17 protein-coding genes are annotated in these 23187 nt (G+C 53.6%); 9 read left to right on the forward strand and 8 right to left on the reverse strand.

Annotation, left to right across the window (positions count from 1 at the left end; translation table 11 throughout):
* Positions 1–31: 31 nt before the first annotated feature.
* Positions 32–1825, forward strand: a complete 1794-nt coding sequence (locus WA318_RS05935) for a chloride channel protein (protein ID WP_336080274.1) — start codon at positions 32–34, stop codon at positions 1823–1825.
* 80 nt (positions 1826–1905) lie between these two features.
* On the opposite strand, the gene WA318_RS05940 is transcribed toward WA318_RS05935, so the two are convergent.
* Entirely contained in the window at positions 1906–2502 is a 597-nt protein-coding gene (locus WA318_RS05940; protein ID WP_336080275.1) for a hypothetical protein, read from the reverse strand.
* A 293-nt stretch (positions 2503–2795) separates the two neighbouring features.
* On the opposite strand from WA318_RS05940, the gene wecB reads away from it, so the two are divergent.
* Complete coding sequence (gene wecB / locus WA318_RS05945) at positions 2796–3914, forward strand: non-hydrolyzing UDP-N-acetylglucosamine 2-epimerase (RefSeq protein WP_336080276.1); 1119 nt, start codon at positions 2796–2798, stop codon at positions 3912–3914.
* Here the strand turns inward: wecB and WA318_RS05950 are convergent.
* Positions 3904–4704, reverse strand: a complete 801-nt coding sequence (locus WA318_RS05950; protein WP_336080277.1) for a hypothetical protein — start codon at positions 4702–4704, stop codon at positions 3904–3906. The two genes, wecB and WA318_RS05950, sit on opposite strands and share 11 nt — an antisense overlap.
* Before the next feature lie 193 nt (positions 4705–4897).
* Here WA318_RS05950 and WA318_RS05955 point away from each other — a divergent pair, with 193 nt between their 5' ends.
* The 4 genes from WA318_RS05955 (at position 4898) to WA318_RS05970 (ending at position 13267) form a co-directional block, all read left to right on the forward strand.
* Positions 4898–7252, forward strand: coding sequence for an ATP-dependent helicase (locus tag WA318_RS05955; protein WP_336080440.1), 2355 nt, complete (start codon positions 4898–4900; stop codon positions 7250–7252).
* 77 nt (positions 7253–7329) lie between these two features.
* Positions 7330–8211, forward strand: a complete 882-nt coding sequence (locus tag WA318_RS05960) for a 50S ribosomal protein L11 methyltransferase (RefSeq protein ID WP_336080278.1) — start codon at positions 7330–7332, stop codon at positions 8209–8211.
* 372 nt (positions 8212–8583) lie between these two features.
* Positions 8584–9669: an HD domain-containing phosphohydrolase gene (locus tag WA318_RS05965; RefSeq protein ID WP_114099589.1), complete on the forward strand. Its 1086-nt coding sequence runs from the start codon at positions 8584–8586 to the stop codon at positions 9667–9669.
* A gap of 19 nt (positions 9670–9688) precedes the next feature.
* On the forward strand, positions 9689–13267 hold the full coding sequence (locus tag WA318_RS05970) for a PAS domain S-box protein (RefSeq protein WP_336080279.1): 3579 nt from the start codon (positions 9689–9691) through the stop codon (positions 13265–13267).
* An 8-nt stretch (positions 13268–13275) separates the two neighbouring features.
* Here the strand turns inward: WA318_RS05970 and WA318_RS05975 are convergent, their stop codons facing one another.
* Entirely contained in the window at positions 13276–14013 is a 738-nt protein-coding gene (locus WA318_RS05975) for an SDR family oxidoreductase (protein WP_336080280.1), read from the reverse strand.
* A 194-nt stretch (positions 14014–14207) separates the two neighbouring features.
* Positions 14208–14399 (reverse strand): hypothetical protein, encoded by a 192-nt coding sequence (locus WA318_RS05980; RefSeq protein WP_147252051.1) that lies wholly within the window; start codon positions 14397–14399, stop codon positions 14208–14210.
* Positions 14400–14666: 267 nt separating this feature from the next.
* Here WA318_RS05980 and WA318_RS05985 point away from each other — a divergent pair, with 267 nt between their 5' ends.
* Both WA318_RS05985 and mgrA read left to right on the forward strand, forming a co-directional pair.
* Positions 14667–16691 (forward strand): aminopeptidase P family protein, encoded by a 2025-nt coding sequence (locus WA318_RS05985; protein WP_336080281.1) that lies wholly within the window; start codon positions 14667–14669, stop codon positions 16689–16691.
* A 168-nt stretch (positions 16692–16859) separates the two neighbouring features.
* On the forward strand, positions 16860–17912 hold the full coding sequence (gene mgrA, locus WA318_RS05990) for an L-glyceraldehyde 3-phosphate reductase (protein ID WP_336080282.1): 1053 nt from the start codon (positions 16860–16862) through the stop codon (positions 17910–17912).
* Positions 17913–17993: 81 nt separating this feature from the next.
* Here mgrA and WA318_RS05995 read toward each other — a convergent pair whose 3' ends face one another.
* The gene (locus tag WA318_RS05995; protein WP_114099583.1) at positions 17994–18899 is read right to left on the reverse strand and encodes a LysR family transcriptional regulator; all 906 of its coding nucleotides are present in this window, start codon (positions 18897–18899) and stop codon (positions 17994–17996) included.
* 140 nt (positions 18900–19039) lie between these two features.
* Here WA318_RS05995 and WA318_RS06000 point away from each other — a divergent pair, with 140 nt between their 5' ends.
* Positions 19040–20065, forward strand: a complete 1026-nt coding sequence (locus tag WA318_RS06000; RefSeq protein WP_336080283.1) for a DMT family transporter — start codon at positions 19040–19042, stop codon at positions 20063–20065.
* Between the two features lie 25 nt (positions 20066–20090).
* Here WA318_RS06000 and WA318_RS06005 read toward each other — a convergent pair whose 3' ends face one another.
* Genes WA318_RS06005 through ligA form a run of 3 tightly spaced genes read right to left on the reverse strand, consistent with a single transcriptional unit; the run spans position 20091 to position 23170 of the window.
* Entirely contained in the window at positions 20091–20639 is a 549-nt protein-coding gene (locus tag WA318_RS06005) for a thermonuclease family protein (protein ID WP_336080284.1), read from the reverse strand.
* 8 nt (positions 20640–20647) lie between these two features.
* Positions 20648–21040 (reverse strand): hypothetical protein, encoded by a 393-nt coding sequence (locus tag WA318_RS06010; protein ID WP_114099580.1) that lies wholly within the window; start codon positions 21038–21040, stop codon positions 20648–20650.
* A gap of 30 nt (positions 21041–21070) precedes the next feature.
* Positions 21071–23170: an NAD-dependent DNA ligase LigA gene (gene ligA, locus WA318_RS06015; RefSeq protein WP_336080285.1), complete on the reverse strand. Its 2100-nt coding sequence runs from the start codon at positions 23168–23170 to the stop codon at positions 21071–21073.
* Positions 23171–23187 lie beyond the last annotated feature (17 nt).

Here is a 23187-nt window from a genome sequence, read left to right on the forward strand (position 1 = left end):
TCAGAAATATTTGCCCTGCGGTGTTGCGGTAATGGCCGAAAAACTGATCAAATCCAATATCTTGCTAAACCGTATGCGCCGCTTGGTCAAAAGCGAGCAACTGGTTCTTTCTTTGCTGGCACTGGTTGTGGGAGCCATGGCCGGTGGTGGTACGATCCTGTTTCGCGATGGCATTCTGTTGGTGCAGTCACTGGTCTATGGCTGGGGCGAAGAATCCCTGCATGAACATCTAAAAGGCTTGTCGAGCCTGCATCTTGTCCTTGGTCCGACTGTCGGCGGGCTTGTGGTCGGTATTTTCATCTACAAATTCTTGCCCGGACAGCGCCCGCACGGGGTTGCTGATGTGATTGACTCGGCATCCTTTAATGATGCGCGGATGTCGACACGTTGTGGCATCAAAAGTGCAATCGCCAGTGCCGTGTCGCTTGGAAGTGGTGCGTCCCTTGGCCGGGAAGGTCCGGTCGTTCATATGGGGGCATCTTTCGGCGCGTGGCTTGCGCGGATATTGCATTTGCGCCGGAGTGCTGCCCGAACTCTTTTGGGATGCGGTGTCGCATCGGCGGTTGCTGCATCATTCAACGCACCGCTGGCTGGCATGTTTTTCGCCCACGAAGTCGTGCTGGGGCATTATGCGCGGACGGCATTTGCGCCAATTGTCATGTCCTCTGTAATGGGCACGGTGATTACGCGGCTTTATTATGGCTCGGATGTCGCTTTTTTGATCCCGCTGCACAACATCCAGTCATTCTGGGAGTTCCCGGCATTTGCGCTGCTTGGCATCTTGGCCGGGGTAACGGCGATGTTGACCGTACGTGCGATCCCGATTGTCCAGAAGGTTGCAGACATCGCAAAGGCCCCGCTTTGGGGGCGACCGGCAATTGCCGGGCTGGTGGTCGGTCTGGTCGGGCTGGGCTTCCCGCAGGTGATCGGTGTGGGTTATGGTGCGATGAATGATGCACTTTATGAAGCTTACAGTCTGGCCTTTCTGATCGGGTTGCTGTTTGCCAAGGCGTTCGTTGTGGCGATTTGCATGGGACTTGGTTTTGCCGGTGGCATGTTCAGTCCGGCTCTGTTCCTTGGTGCGATGCTGGGCGGTGCATTCGGGATTATCGCAACCCATGCCTTGCCGAGTTTTTCTTCGGGCCATGGTGCCTACACCCTTGTCGGGATGGGGGCGGTGGCAGCGGCCGTTTTGGGCGCACCGATTTCAACAACCCTGATCGTGTTTGAGCTTACGGGTGACTATCAGCTGACCATTGCAGTGATGCTGGCATCCGTTCTGGCGTCGGTGATCATGGATCAGTCCAATGGCGGGTCGTTCTTCCAGTTGCAGCTAAAGATGCGTGGGCTTTCAACCCGCTGGGGGCGCGAGGTCAATCTGCTGCGGATGATCAAGGTCGCAGATATCATGAAGCGCGAATATGTCACGGTTCCACTGTCAGAAGACTTGCCAGCGGTGCGTACCGCACTTTTCAACGCACCCTATTCCGAGTTGTTTGTGGTGGATGAAAACGGAAAACTGCATGGCACGATCACATTGACCGACTTGCGCAATGCGACGTTTGATCCTGCATCTGCCGAGAATGCGACGGCGGGTGACGTTGCACGATCAAAGCCGCCTGTGCTGTTTAGAACCGACAGTATCGAAAAGGCCATTCGTTTGATGGAGCAAACCGGCGAGGAACATCTGCCGGTGCTTAACAATGATGAAGACCGAGAAATGATCGGCTTTGTCCATGAAAAGGACGCGATGATGGCCTATAACAACGCACTTCTTGAACTGCAAAGCGAAGAGCGCGGTGATGCGCCGCCAAAACTGTTCTGATGTTTCGAGAACTTGGGACATAAGCAAAAGAGCAGCACCAGATGGTGCTGCTCTTTTGTAATGTTGTTGCCGTGATCAGATCATGCGGCCAGAGTGTCAGGAGTTGCGGGCTTTATTGTAAACTGTCCGCCAAGCACTTGGGCTGTAACGCGACTGTCCACCCCTGAAATATCCTCGGGGATGTCAGTTGCGGTCTGTTGCACCTGTTCATATTCCTGACGTTGCTTTTGTTTTTCGAGCTCGGCCTTCTTGGCATTTTCATCGTCTTTGACAGGAATGGAATTGGCATCGCGCAGTGCGGTTCTGAACTCTTCCTCAGCGTCCTTTTCTGCATTCAGCGAGTCAGCGTCGGTTGAGTCAGATTGCGATGATGAAACGCCATCACCAACCGAATTTTGCCCGGACCTGTTATCATTGCCTTGCGCGTCTGCCATGGCAGCAGCAAAACTTGATGATCCGGACCCGATATTCTGAAATTCGAGCATGACGGACTGCATCGCATCGGAAAGCTGGCTTTTCGATGTGCCGGTTTCCGAATTTGTTTTGCCCGTCGTCAGAACAGGTGCAGCGCTACCTGCGCTAAAACCTTCGATACCTTCGTGTGCACCTGAACGGTCAGATGAACTGACCCGGGAAGACATTGGCAACCCGTTGCCCAATCCAAAAATTGTACTCATGTCGAGAACCCTTCTTGTGGGATGCACAAAGCACCGCTGACAGGACCCAAACCACGTATGAGTGACCATCAACGGATGCTTACCATCAGAAAACAAAGCAATTTTCAGACCATCCAAGCATTCTCAATTTTCATGAGAAAAGCATAAATTAAAGATTGCGGATTGATCGGCTTTACGGGCACTGTTTGACGTGGCCTCAGGCAAAAAATACCGATACCAAAGAAGGTTATGTGCAATTCTCCATATCCGTTAGGGTATGTCAGATGACCTGAATTTCCCATGGTGATGGTGGGATGGCGATGAAACTTCACCTGATTGCGGGTGCGCGCCCGAATTTCATGAAGATCGCACCCCTGTGGCATGGATTGCGGGGGCATCACATGATCCATACGTCTTTCATTCATATGGCACAGCATCGCGATCAGGGTATGTCATCGGACATCTGGCGGGATTTGGGCTTGCCAGACCCTGATCACATTCTTGAATGGGGCGCGGCAGCCGGGCAAGATCCGGTTGCTGCGATGATGGCGGGCTATGAAAGCTTGTGCCGTATAGATCGTCCCGATGCTGTTCTGGTTGTGGGGGACGTGAATGCATCGCTGGCGGCGGCCATGATTGCATCTGAAATGCATATTCCCCTGATCCATCTTGAAGCCGGTTTGCGCTGTTTTGATCAGAAGGTTCCCGAAGAAGCGAACAGGATCAGGATCGACCATATTGCGAATTTGCTTCTGACACCTTCGCCGGATGCAGATACGAACCTTTTGAACGAGGGCATTTCGCCTGACCGGATCACGCGTGTGGGTAACATCATGATCGATACGGTTGTTATGATGAAAGAGGCGGTCAACAGGGAACAGATCGCCAATAAGTTTGGCCTTGATAGCGGACCCTATGTCGTTGCGACATTTCATCGTCCAAGTAATGTCGACAACTCCGGCACCCTGAGCCGTATCGTTAAAGCCCTTTGCGAAATTGCATCGATATTGCCGGTCTGTCTGCCCTTGCATCCAAGAACGGAACAGCAATTGATCCGGCTTGGCGGCATCACGAAGCTTGAGCAGGCAGGGGTAAAGTGTTTGCCGCCGATGGGATATGTGCGCTTCGGAAGTCTCGTTCAGGATGCGCGATTGGTGATAACGGACTCTGGTGGCGTTCAGGAAGAAACCAGCTGGCTCGGAATTCCCTGTCTGACCCTCAGGCCGTCAACAGAGAGGCCGATGACAGTAACCCATGGAACAAACCGTCTTGTCTGTCCTGATGACTTGACGGCAGCTGTAATCGATCTTGTTCGTGATCATCGGGACACAAAGCATCAAAGTTGCCAAATCCCGTTATGGGACGGAGCAACAACAGCCCGCGTTATCATCGAACTGGAACGGTTCTGTCTTGCTGCGCAGGTTACGAAATAACCTGCGCCATCAGTTTGCTGCCAAATGTTTCGTTGCGAAGATCAAAGCCGTCGATGGTTGATATGGTCTCGTCTGAGGTCTCATCCTGTTCAATGTTGCCGGTTTCGCTTTCTGTTTCGCTGCTATTATCTGGCAGGCTGCTTTGTGACGGGGTGGGGTCCTGCGGGGCGGCGGCCATGATTTCAGACAGGCTGACGGTGCCATCCTCGTTGGTATCAAGTGGATCAAATGTGCCATCTTCGCCCATTGCCGCAAACATCCCGTTGATCATGCTATCGGCCGTGGTTTCGGTGTCATCATCGTTTGCCGTCACCGAACCGGATGGGGGCGCCATGGATGCAAGATAATCTTCCTCGGAGATGCTTTCGGCATCCGATCCTGCCATGACATTCCAGAGGTTCTCCGACATGTCTTCGCTTACATCATCGGGGCGGGCTGCCATGAATTCATCCTTGGTCAGCGTACCGTCGCCATCTGAGTCCATGTCAGAGAAAAGGCGCTGGGCGTCAAAGCTGCTATTGCCATCGGTTGTCGTGCTGGTTTCTTGCAATTCAAGAAGCATCGACATGATCGAGTCAGATAATTGTCCCGTGACGGCTTCGCTTTGGGATGTAAACTCCGACATTGCATTGGAACTGCTTGATGCACTGCTTTGCAGGTCAAAAAGTGTGAAGCCGCCAAAGGCCTCGATATCTGATGAACCCTCACTGTTTTTCGAAGAGTTCGCAGCTTGGCTGTTCTGACCAAGTATTTGGGCGATGCTGCCGCTCATACCGCTGATACCGCTCATTTTCCTGCTTTCGTTCAGAATTGCGTTGTTGTCTGGACACACGGGGAAGAACGGGAAAACTGGCGCAAAAAGTTTTCAATGTTCGGGAAACAGTTGGTCGATGTTCCTGTTTTGTTGCAGAATATAAAAAATACCGGCCGCATCGGATGCAAGGCTGGTCCTTGGAACACAGCGTGATATATATGCCGCCATGATGGATGATCCCTTCGAAATTGATGAATTCGCTGCCAGCCCGGAAATGCGTCTTGGTGATGCACCGGCTCCGGCATATCTCGACAATCTGAATGTCGAGCAGCGCGATGCAGTGGAAACGCTGGATGGGCCGTTGCTGGTATTGGCCGGTGCCGGAACCGGGAAAACCCGGGTTCTGACTACGCGACTGGCGCACTTGCTTGAAACCAAGGCCCAGACTGAACGTCTGCATCCCCAGCAAATCCTTGCCGTGACCTTTACCAATCGCGCGGCAAAGGAAATGCAGGAACGTGTGGCCCAGGCCCTTGGTCGTCCGGTCGAGGGATGGTGGCTGGGGACTTTCCATTCATTGTCGGCACGTTTGTTACGCCGTCATGCCGAGCTGATCGGGCTGCAATCAAACTTCACGATCCTTGATAGCGACGATCAGGTCCGTCTGCTTAAGCAGATCATGGATGCCGAACAGATAGATCCGAAAAAATGGCCGGCCAAGCAGCTGATGGGGATCATTCAGCGCTGGAAGGACAAGGGCCTTACACCGGAACGGGTCAATGAAAGCGTTGAATTTGCCAATGGCGGCGCAAAGCATCTTTACAGGCTTTATCAGGAACGTCTCAAGGTCCTGAATGCCTGTGACTTTGGTGACTTGCTGCTGCATTGCCTGACGCTGTTCCAGCAACATCCCGAAGTTCTGAAACAGTATCAGAATACGTTCCGCTATATTCTGGTTGATGAATATCAGGATACCAACGTTGCCCAGTACCTTTGGCTGCGCGCGATGGCGATGGTTCATCGCAACATCTGCTGTGTCGGTGATGATGATCAGGCGATCTATAGCTGGCGCGGGGCCGAGGTTGGCAACATCCTGCGTTTTGAATCCGATTTCCCCGGTGCCAAGGTGGTGCGTCTTGAGCAGAATTATCGCTCGACCCCGCATATTCTGGCCGCCGCTTCCAAACTGATTACCTTTAACGATGGTCGTCTTGGTAAACAGCTTTGGACTGAAATCGACACCGGCGAAAAGGTCTTTGTCAAAGGTGTGTGGGATGGCGAAGCCGAAGCTCGTCTTGTGGGGGAAGATATTGAAGCCCTGCAAGCAAAGGGCATCGGGGCATCGCAGATGGCCATTCTGGTTCGTGCCGGTTTCCAGACCCGCGAATTTGAAGAACGTCTGATCACGCTTGGCATTCCCTATCGCGTTATTGGCGGTCCGCGTTTTTACGAGCGTCAGGAAATCCGTGACGCACTGGCTTATATCCGGATTGTTGCCCAACCCGATGACAGCCTTGCCTTTGAGCGCATTGTGAATGTGCCCAAGCGCGGTGTTGGCAAGGCAACGCTTCAGACCCTGCATCAATATTCCCGTGATCAGGCAATATCGCTGCCTGCGGCGGCGCGTGATCTGATTGATACCGAAGAACTCAAACCCAAGATGCGTCAGGCAATCGGCGGGCTTCTGGGCGATTTCAAACGCTGGCGTGAAATGCTGGCAGGAAGTTCACATGTCGAGGTGATTGAAACTGTCCTTGATGAAAGCGGCTATACCGATATGTGGCGCACATCCAAGGAGATTGATGCGCCCGGCCGTCTGGAAAACCTCAAGGAACTTGTTTCAGCAGTTGGCGAATTCGAAAACCTGACCAGTTTCCTTGAGCATGTCTCGCTGGTCATGGAAAACGAACAGAATGACGCGCAGGAAAAAGTCACGATCATGACCCTGCATGCCGCCAAGGGGCTTGAGTTCGATTATGTTTTCCTGCCCGGCTGGGAAGAGGGCGTTTTCCCCCATCAGCGTGCGATGGACGAAAGCGGGGTCAAGGGGCTCGAGGAAGAACGCCGGCTGGCCTATGTGGGGATCACGCGTGCACGTAAACGTGCAACCGTTTCCTATGCCGCCAATCGGCGCATTTACAATCAGTGGCAATCGGCCCTGCCATCGCGTTTTGTCGATGAATTGCCTGACGAGCATATCGAACGGATCAGTGATACCGGTCTTGGCGGGCATGGTGGCAATCATTCGCCCGGTGCGTGGGGTGCTGACGACTGGATGAAGATGCCAAGCTGGGCAAGCGACAATTCTGCCAACCGCAATCCGGTCTCGGGTGCTTCGGAGCGAAAATTTGCATCGAGTGGATGGCAGGATCGCGTGCGCAAGAACGTGATAGATGTTAAGCCGGATGGTGAAACAAGCTATTCGACCAATTCTAAGTCATCGAAATACAAGGTTGGTGATGCAGTGCGTCACCGGAAGTTCGGACCGGGAACGGTTCGTGCGGTGGATGGCAACAAGCTGGAAATTCATTTTGAGGGTGTTGGCACAAAGAAAGTGGTCGACAGCTTCATTCTGCCGGGGTAAGCCCCGGTGCAAATATTCACAGAATACCGAACTAACCGGGCGGCAACCGCAAGCAGCCCCGACAAGCGAGAAGCGATATGACCGAACCCGTTCTTTGCTATAACTTCCAGTTTGAAGTTGATGGCGCATATGCCGAAGCCTTTGCCGAAGCGCTTTATGAATATTGCGATGCGCTTTCGCATTTTGAACGTCCCGGTGATCCGAGCGCGCCCTGGAAAGTTGAAGGCTTTGCTGGCGAGCAGTTTGACAAGGCCGGTATTGAAACGGCGGTGTCGATCATTGCATCTGCGGTTGGCATTGAAGCGCCGGTTGTCACTTTCGGAAGATATGAGCCCAAGGACTGGGTTAGCGAAAATCTGCGCAGCTTCAAGCCCATCTCGGTCGGGCGTTTCTTTGTTCATGGTTCGCACTGGGAAGAAGACCTTCCGGTGGCGAAGCTCGGTCTTCAGGTTGATGCCGGTCTGGCATTCGGATCCGGTGAGCATCAGACGACCAAAGGGTGCCTTGCTGCGATTGACTGGGTGGCCAAGCTTGGTCCGCGCTATAATGCGCTTGATATGGGTTGCGGTTCGGGCATTCTCGGGATGGCCTGTGCCAAAACGTGGCGTAGCACGGTCATGATGGCCGATATTGATGCCGCGTCGGTCCGCGTGGCACAGGAAAATGCCAAGCTCAACAAGATTGCCGATCTGGTGACGGCAATCCATTCCAACGGTTTTCAGGATACGCGTGTGCGTGATGCGGGTTACTACGACATCATCTGCGCCAATATTCTTGCCCGGCCGCTGCGTGCGATGGCCCATGATCTGGCCCATACCCTGTCTGAAGACGGCGTTGTCGTTCTTTCGGGGCTTCTGTCGCATCAGGAACAGTTTGTTCTGTCTGCCTATCGTGAAGTCGGCTTGTCGCTGATCAAGCGGTTCAAGGTTGAAAACTGGACGACACTTCTGGTCGGCTAGGCTGAACATCCCGGCATTGTGCTTGCCGCGGGTTCACAGGATATTCGAACATCGAAATGGCTGCCCTTGTGGGCGGCCATTTTTTTGTTTTTGCGATCACTTTGTTTATGACCGGTACCTGTTCACAGGATTCGTTCCGGTGACTGTTGTCCCGTCCGCAAAAAGGATAAGTGCTATCGGTCCCCCAAATGTCCCATCTATATCTTTGTATTTATATGTTCTGATTTTCTAACAGGTTAGGTGCGTTTTGAGCGGTTCGTATAGAGACACTCCTCGTATGGGGAGTGTTTTAATCGAAGAAATGCCATACCGAAGTATAGTAAATTCATTTGTGAGCTGTTAGAAAATACCGAAATCAATCAGGGGGTGTGCATGCCGGAAACTGAACATCGTGTTCTGATTGTCGATGATGAACCGGTCATCCGTAAACTTCTTGCCCGCATCCTCGAGCGCGCAGGCTTTTCCGTTGTGGTTGCGGCAAACGGAATTGAAGCGCTTGATCAGCTTCGTCACGATGCATCACTCCGACTTGTGATCTCGGATCTGAGGATGCCGGAATGTGGCGGACTCGAATTGATCCGGCGCGCGACAGGTGAGTTCAAACGCGATTTCGAGTTCATTCTTTTGACGGGTGACGGTGAAAAGGCCGATGCGGTAAGCGCGATGCGTATGGGCGTACGCGAGTTCCTTGATAAACCTGTTGAACGGGCCGATCTGGAAGAGGCGATTGAGGCTGCACAGAACCGTTTGTCCGAGCGGGATCGGGAACGTGAACGTATCCGCAAACTTGAACTTGAAAATGTCAGCCAGTCAAAGACGCTTGATGACATCACCCGCAAGCTCGGTGGTGCCGAACAGGAAATGGTCGATCGTCTGAGCCTGATTTCGCAATATCGAGATATCGAAACAGCAGAACATTGCGTTCGCGTCGGTCTTTATTCACAACTGCTGGCCGAGATGTCCGGACTTGATCAGCAGACCCAGCGGATCATTCGGCTGGCGGGTATTCTGCATGATATCGGCAAGGTCGGGGTGCCAGACGAGGTGTTGCTTAAGGAAGGCCCGTTAACCGACAGCGAATTTGCCGTGATGAAACGTCACACGGAAATCGGTTATGCGATGCTGAGTTCATCAGACAATCCGATTTTGGAACAGGCCGCGATCATTGCCCGCCACCATCATGAAAAATGGGAAGGCACGGGGTATTGCACCGGATTGTCGGGCAAGGAAATTCCGGTTGTTGCCCGCATTGTGTCGCTTGCCGATGTCTATGATGCGCTGCGCAGTTCTCGACGGTACAAGCCACCCTTTAGTCATCTTGAAGCTGTCGACATCATCACAAGGGGTGATGGTCGCACAGTACCGGAAATGTTTGATCCTACGCTGCTTGGACTGTTTTTCGAGCATCACAGCCGTTTTGAAAGCATTTTTAACAGCATGCCAGATCAGTTGGTGTAAACCAGGAGACGTCCAGACCATGCGCCAGAGCGTAGACGTTATTTTGCACCGAACCCGCAATCGCATTGCCGACTTCATGCTTCTGGTGATGGCAATTGGCGGTTTTCCTGCTCTGCTTGCCTCCTCCCTGCGTGAGGCAAGCCAGCAGTTCTGGGCGGTCGAGCTGATCCAGATTGTAGTATTTCTGGCGGTCGTTGCGTGTCTGGTCGTACGGCGCAGGCTTGAAGTCAGGACAAAGGCCCTTGTCATCATCACGACGATGACGGCACTTTCTTTGCTTTATATCGTTATGTTTTCGCCAGCCAGCGGCATGGCATTGATGATTGTCTCGACTACGACGGTGGCTGTGTTCCATCCGTTTGGCGCGACGTTGCGATATGCGCTTTTCTGTTTTGCCACCATCATGGCGATCGGGACCATGCGTGTTTACGGGCTCGATGCGTTTCTGGTTCCCGATGCTGGTACTGTTCCCCATACATTGCCGGTCTGGGTGTCGGCGCTGTTTGGGTATGCCTGGATGAGTTCCTCGATTGTCGTTGGCGTGATCTGGATGCGTCAGGCATTGCTGCAGCTCAGTGTTGATCAGCTGCGATCGCAGAATGAAGTGGTGTCGGGGAAAAAGTTTCTCGAACAAATTCGGGTCAGCGCGGGCGAAGTCGCAAGCTATTTCTCGTCACTGGACCGGATCGAGGATGTTTCTTTCCGACCGACCTTGCAACGTTTTGCCGAACTTCTGAATTGTGAACGGGCAAGTCTTTGGTTGCAGAACGATGATGGTGATGTTGCCTGTGTCGGCTTGTATGACGTTACCAATCCCGGGGCGACACATGATGGTCTTGAACTGCGTCGCAAGGATTTGCCGCGTTATTTCGCTGCCCTCGAAACCGGGCAGGCGATAGATGCTGAAAACGCGATGGAAGATCCCAGAACATCCGAATTCTCCGAGCAGTATCTGCGTCCGTTGAACATCGGCGCGATGCTGGATGTGCCACTGATGTCGGTTTCCGGGCGGATGGGTGTTTTGTGCTTTGAAACGATCGGGCGGCCACGTCCATGGCGCTCTGACGAGATTGTTTTTGCTCATATGGCGGGTGGGTTGCTTGCTGCTGCGACCGGGATCAAGTCGTTAATGGAAGCCGATGAAGAACTGAACTTCTCGCGTCGTCGCTTCGAGGCTGTGGCGAATTACACATATGACTGGGAAAGCTGGATCTCGTCTGACGGCAAGCTCCTTTGGGTCAATCCGGCAATTGAACGTGTTCTGGGTTATAGCGTTGCCGAGTGCATGAATATTGAAGATTATCCGCTGCCCTTTGTCGCGCCGGAAGATCGTGATCGGGTGCACCATTATATCGAAGAAGGGCTTTCGGGACTCTCTGGCAGTGACCAGGAATTCACCGGATTGCACAAAAACGGTCAAAGAGTTGGTATTGCCCTGTCATGGCAACCGATTGTCGATATTGACGGATCGAATATGGGGATCCGTATCAGTGGCCGGGATGTGACCGAACGCATTCGGTACAGATCCGATCTTGAACGGGCCAAAAGTGACCTTGAAGCCAATCAGCGCAGATTGCGTGCGCATTTTGATAATGGAAAGATCGGTGTGTTTTACTGGAAACCTGACCGAACCATTATCGAAGTCAATGAAACGGCATGCCAGATGTTCGGCTATGCCGCAGGTGAGCTGGTCGGGCGGCGGCTTGAAATGCTGGTGCCGGCAAACGAACGCCATCGGCTAGGGGCGCTGGTCGACAAACTCATGCAGACAAGAAGCAGCGTGAACAACCGGTTCACCAACCTTCGGCGGGATGGCGGCAGGATCATTTGCGAATGGTATGAAAGCCCGATCTTTGATTCAAACGGTCAGCTTGATTGCATTGCGAGCTTCGCACTCGATGTCACTGAACGCGAACGCTATCAGGAAACGCTGGAATCCATTTATCGCGGTGTACGTTATCAGATCGGATCGGGTTTCTTCGATAATCTGACCAAAGTACTGTGTGAGACGCTCGGCATGGCCTATTGCCATGTCGCGGAAGTCACCGGTGGACGGGTCAAATCAGTCGCCTATTATTCCCCCGACCGGAACATTGGCGGACTTGATTTCGAATTCGAGGGATCCGCCTGCGAGAGGGTGATCAAAGACGGCGTTTTTGTCTGCGAAGATAACTTCAGGGAAGTCATGCCCGATGTTCCCCCTGTCACTGAAATCATGGTTGCCGGTTATGTAGGGGCTGCTCTTTATGATAGTTCCGGTCAGCCAATCGGTGTGGTCGTGACCGTTTCAGACAAGCCTCTGACCGATCCGGAATTGGCACGGTCGATTGTCGGTGTTTTTGCATCACGTGCATCGGCCGAATTGCAGCGCATGTTGTCTGATCGCAAACGTGAAAAGCTCGAACAACAGCTTCGACATTCACAACGCATGGAGACAATCGGGGTTCTGGCCGGTGGTATTGCCCATGACTTCAACAATATACTGCAGCCGATAAGTGGCTACGCCGAATTGCTTTATAGTGATTTGCCGGAAGATTCGCCCTTGCGTGATGATGTGACAGAAATTCGGGACGGGGCCAAACGTGCCCGTGATCTCGTTCAGCAAATCCTGTCCTTTAGCCGTAATTCCGAAACAGCAAGATCCCCGATTGATGTTACGACGATGATCAAGGGCGCTGTAAGGTTTGCGCGGGGGTCCTTGCCCTCAAGTGTGTCGCTGGTCACCAGAATTGCTCCGGAAACAAAATCCGTTCTGGGCAATGCCACCCAGCTTGACCAGTGTTTGATGAACCTGATCACCAACGCCTATCACGCCGTTGGCGAACAGGGTGAAATACGGATTGAAGCCGGACCATTTGAACTGACCGACGACAGTGCCGAAATGCATCCGCTTCTGGCGCCGGGGCCTTATATCCGGATCTCCGTGATTGATAACGGAACCGGCATGGACCCGGAAACGGCAAAGAAAATCTTTGATCCGTTCTTTACGACCAAGGAACCGGGCAAGGGAACGGGACTTGGCCTTTCGACGGTTCACGGGATCATTGCCGGTCACAAGGGCGAGATTACGGTCTATAGCCGTTTGGGGCAGGGAACACGTTTCTCTATTTTGTTGCCGGAGCTTGGTCGCACAGATGAAAATGGTGAGCACACCTTGCGCAGCGAGATAACCCGTGCCAGTGGACATCTGGCCGTTGTTGATGACGAGGAAAAGAACCTCAAGCTCTGTTCAAGGATGCTCGAGCGGATCGGTTATAGTGTTGAGACTTTCCACAACGGAGATGATGCCATTGCGGCCATCACGGCGCCGGATGCAAGGTTTGACGGGCTTCTGACCGATCAGACAATGCCGGGCGTGACCGGTGTCAAACTGGTCGAAGCATTGCGTGCAAATGGCAGTGATATTCCGGTTGTTGTCATGACAGGCTATGCGTCAGACGAGATTATCTCTGCGTACAAGGCGCTTGATGTTGACTGTATTCTCGCAAAGCCCGTTGATGTGGTCGAACTTCATGATGCCTTGGCGGCAACCTGTCGCAAGGACAAGGCTTCCACGGAGCGCAATAGTGATGAGGCCCATCAGTTCGACCAGCTTTGAGCAGAATCCTAGCGGCCACCTGAAACATCAATGATTGATCCGGTGACATAGGATGCAGAATCTGAAGTCAGCCAATAGATGCTTTGCGCGACTTCATCGGCCTCGCCCGGACGTCCCAATGGACAGGCGGGGCCAAGTTCGGCAACCCGTTCCGGTCGTCCGCCACTGGCGTGGATTTCTGTATTGATGATACCGGGGCGAACGGCGTTGACGCGGATGCCTTTGGGGCCGAGTTCCCTGGCAAGGCCGATGGTCAGGGTATCAATTGCCCCCTTTGAACCGGCGTAATCAACATACTCGCCTAGCGAGCCGAGCTTGGCGGCTATCGACGAGACATTGACGAGCGAACCGCCGGATTGCAGGGTGCGGGCTGCTTCGCGGGCAACCAGATAGGCGCCGAGAACGTTGGTGTCGAACACATTCTTCATACGTTCGATATCCATGTCGGCAAGCGCGCTTTTGGGGGCGACAATCCCGGCATTATTGATAACCCCGTCGATTGACCCGAAACGTTCGCGGGCGGAATTAAAGAAATTCACAACACTGGTTTCGTCGCGGACATCGCATTTGCGCGCAAAGGCATTGCCTGTGATCCCGGCGCGTTCACACAAAGCACAGGTTTCATCAGCGCTTTGCTGATTGCCAACAAAACTGAGGGCAACATTCCAGCCTTGACGTGCAAAAAGGACAGCAGTTGCACGACCGATCCCACGTGATCCGCCGGTAATCAGAATTGTTCTTGGCATGGTTCCTCCCAGGGCGATGTGACGCTTTGAGGCTACTATGGTGTGGATCAACGGAATTGGTCAAAAAGAAACGGCCCTGCTGTGGAGGAGCAGGGCCGTCTCAGAGGGAAAAGACAAAAAAGACCGCAAGGATCATGAACCGTGATCCTGCGCTTCGCCATTGGCATCCAACCATTCCGGGCGGGACTGATCCTTTATTCCTTGTCCTTGGTGTCTTCGGAACCGGTTGGGGACCGGTCCGTATCATCGTCTGCCAGATGGGCAGGGCCTGTATCAAGACCGAGCGCGGCTTTGCGACCAAGGGTCAGGCGCTCTAGGCCATCATAGGCCGTCTGACGACGACGCGATTGCACAACACTTAGGGCAGTAATAGGAAAACGGATCACCGTTCATGGTCTCCTGCAAATTGACGTCCCGACGGGCCATCTTTTTGTCACGGAGATGTAATAAGTTAATCTTTGACTAATTTGCATTGCGAAGCTTGCAACGCATTCATACCTGTGACGCATGTGGAGAACCTGATTTTCCGATTTAAGGGGTGATTTTATAAAATATGCAAAATATCTTTGCTGCTTGCGCGTAATCGGCAATAACCCTTACATAGGGTTCTGACCCTGGTTCCATCTGCCCCACACAAGAAAACGAGGACGTTTATGACCAATCCCGGTGATGCCCAACTCGCGACCCTTCTGGAACGCGATAATGTCGATAAGGATGTTAACGCTGTCATTGCCCTGATTGATGGCGTGCTTGCGGCCGCCGATGGTGACACGCGAACCGACTGGATTGATCTGATTTGCGCGCGCCCGAGTGAAGAACTCAAGGCCGTGTTGTTTGCCCTGCGCGATCAGCGTAAAGGATTGTTCAAAACCGCCAAGGCCGATTTTAATCCGGCTGAGCGTATTGCAGCACTTCGCAAATATCTTGCGGTCAAGGGTGTCGATGGTTTCATCGTTCCGCGCGCAGACGAACATCAGGGTGAAAATGTTCCCGCCCGTGCCGAACGTCTGGCATGGTTGACCGGCTTTACCGGATCGGCGGGGGCCGCGGTGGTTCTGGCAGACAAGGCTGCCGTATTTGTTGACGGGCGTTACACCATTCAGGTCCGCCAGCAGGTCGATCGTGATTTGTTTGAATATCGTCATCTGGTCGATGAGCCGGTGGTCGGCTGGCTGCATGACAATCTGAAATCCGGTCAGAAACTGGCCTATGATCCGTGGCTTCATACCGTGCAGCAGGCAAACCATTTGCGGACGGCCTGCGAAGGTGTCGGTGCAGAACTGATTGCGATTGACACCAATCCGATTGATGTGCTCTGGCGTGATCAGCCTGCCATGCCACTTGGCCCGGTCCGCCCGCATCCTTTGGAATATGCAGGGAAATCAAGTGCGGATAAACGCGCCCAGATCGCAGGTCTTTTGTCGCGCCTGTCTTGTGACAGCGCAATCCTGTCTGCGCCTGACAGCATTGCCTGGCTTTTGAACATTCGTGGGGCCGATGTGCCGCAAACTCCGCTTGCGCTTGGTTATGCGATCATTAATGGCGATGCTTCGGTTGAGTTGTTCATGGATGAACGCAAGCTTGCCAGTGAAACTGTTGCATGGCTGCGCGATGAAGCAACCGTTCGGGCGCCGGGCGAATTGGCCGATGCCCTTAAGGCAATGGGCAATCAGTCAGTTCGTCTCGACGAGGCAACAGCAGGTGACTGGCTTCGCATGCAGCTTGCCGAGGCTGGTGCGACGGTGCGTGTCGGGCGCGACCCGGTCGCCCTGCCCAAAGCCTGCAAGAACGAGGTAGAACTTGAAGGTTCGCGTAAAGCCCACAAGCGCGATGGCGAAAAAATCATCCGTTATTTCAAGTGGCTTGATGAAACCGCAATTGATGGCGGCATTGACGAACGCGAAGCTGCGGACAAGTTGCTTTCGCTGCGTGCAGAAGATCCGTTGTTCCGTGATTCAAGCTTTGAAACCATTCCGGGCAGTGGTCCTAACGGAGCGCTTTGCCATTATCGCAATACGCCGGAGAGCAACCGCAAACTGACGCCGGGTGAAATCTTCCTGATTGACTCGGGTGGGCAATATCTTGACGGCACGACCGACATCACACGTACCACTATTGTCGGTGAACCGACCCAGGAACATCGTGATCGCTTTACCCGCGTTCTGAAGGGGCATATTGCGCTCGCGCGTGCGATCTTCCCGGTTGGCACCACCGGACAGCAGCTTGATACCCTTGCGCGCATGCCGCTATGGGAAGCCGGGCTTGATTTCGATCACGGTACCGGGCATGGCGTTGGCAGTTATCTTGGTGTGCATGAAGGGCCCCAGCGTATTTCCAAGGCGGCCAATACGATTGCCCTGAAACCGGGCATGGTTCTTTCAAACGAGCCGGGTTTCTATAAAGAAGGCGAGTATGGCATCCGTATCGAAAACCTGATTGCTGTGTGCGAAATCGATGCGCCGATTGGTGCAGATCGCAAGATGCTTGGTTTTGAAACACTTACCTTCTCGCCGATTGAACGCAAACTGATTGATCCAGAATTGATGACAACAGACGAACTGCAGTGGCTTAACGATTACCACGCGCAGGTTTACGCCATGTATGCCGACGATCTGGATGACGATCATCGCGAATGGCTGCAAAACGCAACCGCGCCGATCAAAAAGAAAGTCGCGTGAGCGGTGCGGTCTTTGCCATGATGTGAAAAAGACAAGCCGTCCCGTTCTTCGGGGCGGCTTTTTGATGTTTAGTGCACTGACAAGCGAACCGGAATGCCTTAAAGAATAGGTATTGGATCGATTCAAAAAGGCGGAATATGAAACCGCCTCTGATAACAGGAGGAAGACATGGCTGAAGTCGAAGCGCAGTGGATGGCAAACCCCAACCGCTATGACGATGAGACCTGGACACGCTGTGGCAATAGCGGCCTGATGCTGCCGAAAATCACTCTTGGCCTTTGGCAGAATTTTGGTGGTGTGGATGTCTATGAGACCCAGCGCGCCATGGTCCGCCGGGCCTTTGATCGTGGTGTGTTTCACTTTGATCTGGCCAATAACTATGGCCCGCCTCCGGGATCGGCCGAAGAAAACTTTGGCAAGGTTCTGAGCCAGGATCTGAAAAAACATCGTGATGAACTGATCATTTCGACCAAGGCCGGCTATCGGATGTGGCCGGGGCCGTTCGGCGAATGGGGTTCACGTAAATACCTGATTTCCAGCCTTGACCAGAGCCTTCAGCGCATGGGGCTGGATTATGTCGATATCTTCTATTCCCATCGTGTTGACCCCAACACACCACTTGCGGAAACCATGGGGGCACTTGATCAGATTGTGCGATCGGGCAAGGCGCTTTATGTTGGTATTTCGTCCTATTCACCGGAAATGACCCGCGAGGCACACGCCATCCTCAAGGATCTTGGTACGCCCTGTGTCATTCATCAGCCGTCCTATTCGATGATGAACCGCTGGGTCGAGGGGGGCTTGCTCGATACCCTGTCTGATCTTGGTATGGGCTGTATTGCTTTCTCGCCGTTGGCTCAGGGGCTGTTGACCAGCAAGTATCTGAACGGGGTTCCTTCGGAATCTCGTGCTGCCCTTGAAGGTTCGTTCCAGAAGGGCATGCTGACCGAAGAAAATCTTGATCGCGTTCGTGCGCTGAACGCCATTGCCGAACGCCGCGGCCAGACCTTGGCCCAGATGGCGATTGCATGGGTGTTGCGCCGCCCGGAAATCACCTCGGCGCTGATTGGTGCACGTCATGTTCAGCAGCTTGATAACAGCCTAGATGCACTTAATAACCTTGAATTCAGTGCAGATGAACTGGCCGAAATCGACAAATATGCAGCCGATGGCGGACTGAACCTTTGGCAGAAGTCCTCAGACAGCAAGGCTCCGGTCTGATTTTTTTGGACGAAACATGTAAACAGACGAAACCCTGACCGTTAATTCAGTCGGGGTTTTGTTTTATCCGGTGGGCACAGGTTATTTTTCTGCCATTGGCATTGTGCCGGCCAGATCACGCAGGGTATCAACAACTGCTTTGCCCCCGGCACTAAGAGGTCTGTCATGAAGCCATGACAGCATGACCGTACGTGAAAGTTGCGGGCTGACAACGCGGCGTGCCTTGAGGCGTCCTGTTGACAGCTCCATAACCAACGAGCTTCTTGGCAAGACTGTATGTCCGACATTGCGATGGACCAGATCAACAAGTACACGCAATGCGTCTGCCTCTACCACCGGGGTCAGGGGGCGACCGGCGCGAAAGGCTGCTTCTTCCATCTTGGCGCGCAACCCGTGCCGGTTTGTCGGCATGATCAGGGGCAGGGACAAGACATCTTCATAGGCGATCTCGGTTTCCTGCTCGCCGACTTGTGTCGGATGAGAAATCAGAAACAGATCTTCTCGCCATAATGGTTCAGCATGCAGACTGCGTGAAATCATGCCGTCATGCAAAATCCCGATATCAAGACGTCCCGACAGCAAGCCTTCCTGCACATCGCCGGTGAGGTCTTCAGCGACCGAAATATTGAGATCAGGAAAATGCGCGCGCAGGCGTTCGATCAGCGCACCGGTAATCACAATGCCCGCACTTGGCGGTACACCAACATGAACATGACCGGTGACTTTGCTGCTGCGTGCGGTCAGATCGGCTTCGAGACGGGCAAGATCAGCCAGAATGACGCGCGCACGTTCGGCCAGCATCTGTCCTGCCTCGGTCAGTTTTACGCCCCGGCCGGTACGATCGAGAAGTTTGGTCTCAAGCGTTTCTTCCAGCAGGTTTAATTGCCGACTGAGTGCGGGCTGTGACAGGTTGAGCCGTTCTGCTGCGCGCGACAGGCTGCCAAGTTCGGCAATATGAACGAAACTTCTGAGCTGTTTGATGTCCATAAAAGACAATCCTGATTGCGGCAAAGTCGATGTGATACTCCAAGATATAGCCAAAGCTGATATCTGATAGCAATTAATTCGATTTGAATAATGACAGCTGGCGGGTGACTATGCTGCGCAGGAGAGGACCAGAGACCATCATGACATCACAGCCCCAGGCCGACGCTGCTGCATCACCCGCGACGGCTGAACCATCAAACGCCCCCGCGCCAAAGGTACAAGGCACAGAAAAGCCGGTTGGCTCGGCCCTGACGATTGTGTTGCTGGCGACCCTCGCACTTGCCATGAAGGGGTTGCTGGCGAAGTTCGTCTATGCGACTGGCATGACGGTTGACGGATTGTTGTTGTTGCGATTTCTGATCGCGATGCCGTTCTTTTGGCTGGGCGTCTTGATGTTTGGCAAGAACCGGCCGGGTGATCGGAAAATGAAACCGGTCGATCTGGTATGGGGTGGTTTGTATGGCGGGCTGTTCTTTCTTGCCGCTTTGTTTGATTTTACAGCGGTTTCGCTGATTGATGTGACGGTATCGCGGATTGTCCTGTTTACCTTCCCGGCTGTGGTGATGATCCTTGAAGCAATCCACAAGGGCCGGTTCCCGCCAATACGTCAGGTGATCTGCTTTGTCGTGACCTATGGCGGGCTGATGCTGGTTCTGGCACCCGACGGGTTTGACATGGTGTCAGGCAGCTTGTGGTACGGGGCTGCATGGGCGTTCGGATCGGCGCTGACGTATGCCCTGTATCTTTATTTCGGACAGAGCATGATCAAAACCATCGGATCGATGCATTTTGCTGCCCTGATCAACACGATGGCCGGTATGTCGATGGTTCTTTATGAGCTGGTCGTGCAAAAGCCATTGAATCTTAATGTTAACGGGGTTCTGTGGACGGCAGGGATTTCGATCTTTTGTACGGTGATCCCGTTCTTCCTGCTTTATGAGGGTATCCGCCGGATCGGGGCGACACAGGCGTCACTGATATCGCTGTCAGGTCCTGCTATGACCTTCTTTGCAGCGTGGCTGTTTCTGGGTGAAATACTGACGCTTCCACAGATGATCGGTTTTGCGGTTGTGACACTTGGCGTCGCATCGTTGAAAAACAGTGTCAGTCTGGCAGGGTTAGGGCGGTTGCTGGCGCGGCCATTTGCATCGAACGCCAAGTCCTGAAACCTGACTGACGGGACGGGGGGTATCAGTTGTCGCGCTGCCAGCGGCGCACTTCAGTTTCATGTTCGGGCAGACGTTCGCCCCGTCGCCATTTCAACGGATCGATGAACTGTCCGACCCAGATACCGGTTTTCCCCTGTTTGGCGCGGTCTTCGATTAGGACATATTCGGGCATCTGGTCCGGGCGTGCGACGGCCATGCCACGCGCAATCAGGCTTTGACCAATATCGACACCATTGGCATTTCGGCATACCGCCATATTGCGGTGATAGCGGTTCTTGCCCCGCACTTCGCAGGCGATCGGTGTCGCAACCAGAAGATTGGTGGTGACTTGCCACGCTTCGGCCCCGCAGGCCGTGCTTTGACCATTCACCATGCATTTCTGAAAACGGTTCATCGCATCCGCGCCCCAAAGATCAATGCGCTTGAACCCGAACTCAAGCGTATCGGCATCAATGGCCCGTGCCGGCCCCGACAGGGTTTCATAATCGGGATCGGCCTTGGCAAGCATGGGTGCAAGGATCAGGATAAGCACCAGGACTGGAAGGATCGGACGTCTTCCGGCAAAGGGCATCAAGGACCTCAATACAGGTCGCTATAGCGGATTTCATCAAGCTGGGCGAAGACGACTTTCCACTTTTCTTCCTGTTTGAGAAGGGCAAAGGCATAGTCGCAATCAAAGATCAGATTGTTTTCCGAATTGCCAAAGCGGAAGGACACAATTGCCCGCGCCCCGCCCGGAAGGGCGGAATGCTGTTCGATCACCATCGATTTTGCCATGGCCAGATCGGCGTTCTTGAGCTCTTCAAAGAAAGACTGATGATATTTGTGCAAATCATCCGTCTTTGCAATTGCATGGACGCCGGACAGATCGTTGATCAGGCAGGGGAAGTGATAAAACTCATCAAGCGCGTCTTCTTCGAGCTTGAGATGCGCATCGACATAGCGGTGAAAAAAACTTCCTAGATCTTCCATCGGCAGGCATCCCTTCGGTCATGGTCCGCGTCATTCGGTGGCAATCAGATCAAGCCATCCTTGTTCATCAAGAACAGTAACACCTAATTCTTCTGCTTTCTTTAATTTGGATCCGGCACCCGGTCCCGCAACAAGATAATCGGTTTTTGCTGAAACCGAACCCGCTACTTTCGCCCCAAGGCTTTCGGCTTTGACCTTGGCCTCGTTGCGTGAAAACAGCTCAAGCTTGCCGGTGAAGACAACCGTCTTGCCACTTACCGGGCTGTCAGAGACACTGGGAGCTTCGACATCGGTGATGTCAAGCTGGGCCTGCAGATCGTCCAGAACGGCAAGGTTATGGTCCTCGGCCATGAATTCAATCAGGTCCTTGGCCACACCCGGCCCGATCTGGTCTATATTGATCAGTTCACGAAGGGCATCGCTATCGGCCTGATTGGCCGCAATCATAGCACTGCGCCATTCGGCAACCGATCCATAGTGGCGCGCAAGAAGCTTGGCCGTTGCCTGTCCGATCTGGCGAATGCCCAGCGCATAGATAAACCGGTCAAGCCCGATGGTCTTGCGTTCATTGATGCCTTCAAACAGCTTGGCTGCCGATTTATCCCCCCAACCTTCAAGCTTTCTGATGGCGTCCCCATGGTCGGTTTCAAGCCGGAAGATATCACCTGGCGACTTCACCCACCCCAGTTCAAAGAAGCTTTCGATATTTTTCGCACCCATGCCGTCGATATCAAAGGCATTGCGTGACACGAAATGTTTGAGGCGTTCGACCGCCTGTGCCGGGCAAATAAGACCACCGGTGCAGCGCGTAACGGCTTCGCCTTCTTCGCGCATGGCGTGGCTGCCACATTTGGGGCAGGTATCGGGAAAGGCATAGTCAACGGTGCCTTCCGGGCGTTCGTCCAAAATGACTTCAACCACCTGCGGAATGACATCGCCAGCGCGCTGAATAACGACCATATCGCCAACCCGAACGCCAAGGCGTTCGATCTCGTCGCGGTTATGAAGCGTGGCGTTGGATACGACAACGCCACCAACCGTGACCGGTTCAAGACGGGCGACCGGGGTCAGTGCGCCGGTGCGACCAACCTGGATATCAATGGCATTCAGGCGTGTGCGGGCCTTTTCGGCCGGGAATTTGTGGGCAATTGCCCAGCGTGGTGACCGGCTGACGAAACCAAGACGCAGCTGGAGTTCGAAATCATTGACCTTATAAACAATGCCATCTATGTCGTAATCAAGGTCCGGGCGCTGTTTACCGAGTTCCTCATAAAACGTCATGATGTCATCGGCATCATTTAACAAACGCGTCAGTGGGTTAATCACAAAGCCCCAGCCATCGACTTTCTGAAGGAAATCCCACTGGGTCTGGGCAAGGCTTTCTGACAGCTCGCCAAAGCTGTAGGCAAAGAAGCGAAGCGGGCGTTTGGCACTGATTGACGGGTCAAGCTGACGAAGCGATCCGGCCGCTGCATTGCGCGGATTGGCAAATGTTTTGCCCCCGGTTTCGGCCTGTGTTTCGTTCAATTTCTGGAAGGCCGAACGGGCCATGTAAACCTCGCCGCGGATTTCGACCACATCGGGCGCATCGTCGGGCAGGGTTTTGGGGATGTCATCAATATGGGCGACATTGGCGGTAACGTCTTCGCCCTCCGATCCGTCGCCACGGGTGGCGGCGGTGACCAGTTTGCGGCCCTCGTAACGCAGTGAAAGCGACAAACCGTCAATCTTTGGTTCACCCACAACCTCGACCGGGCTGTGCGCAGTCAGGTTCAGGAAACGACGAATACGGGCAAGGAAATCAACAATGTCTTCGCGCGAAAACGCATTGCCAAGCGACAGCATCGGGCGCGCATGCCTTACCTTGGCAAAGCCGTCAGCCGGGGCGGCACCGACTTCCTGTGTCGGGCTGTTTTTCTTAAGCGTCGGATAGTGCGATTCCAGTTCGATCAGGCGATTGAACAGCGCGTCATATTCAGCATCGGGGACCAGCGGTTCGTCATTAACGTAATAGGCTTCGTTAAAGGAACGAATGCGTTCGGAAATTTCGGCATGTTGCTTGCGCGCCTCGGTACTGGTGGCGGGCATTTCCGGAAGGCTGGACGTGTTTGACGCATGCTCGGCGTTCATATTCTTTTTGTTCCGTA

Origin of the sequence: Thalassospira sp. CH_XMU1448-2 (assembly GCF_037027285.1) — a bacterium.
GTDB classification, from domain to species: Bacteria; Pseudomonadota; Alphaproteobacteria; order Rhodospirillales; family Thalassospiraceae; genus Thalassospira; species Thalassospira profundimaris_C.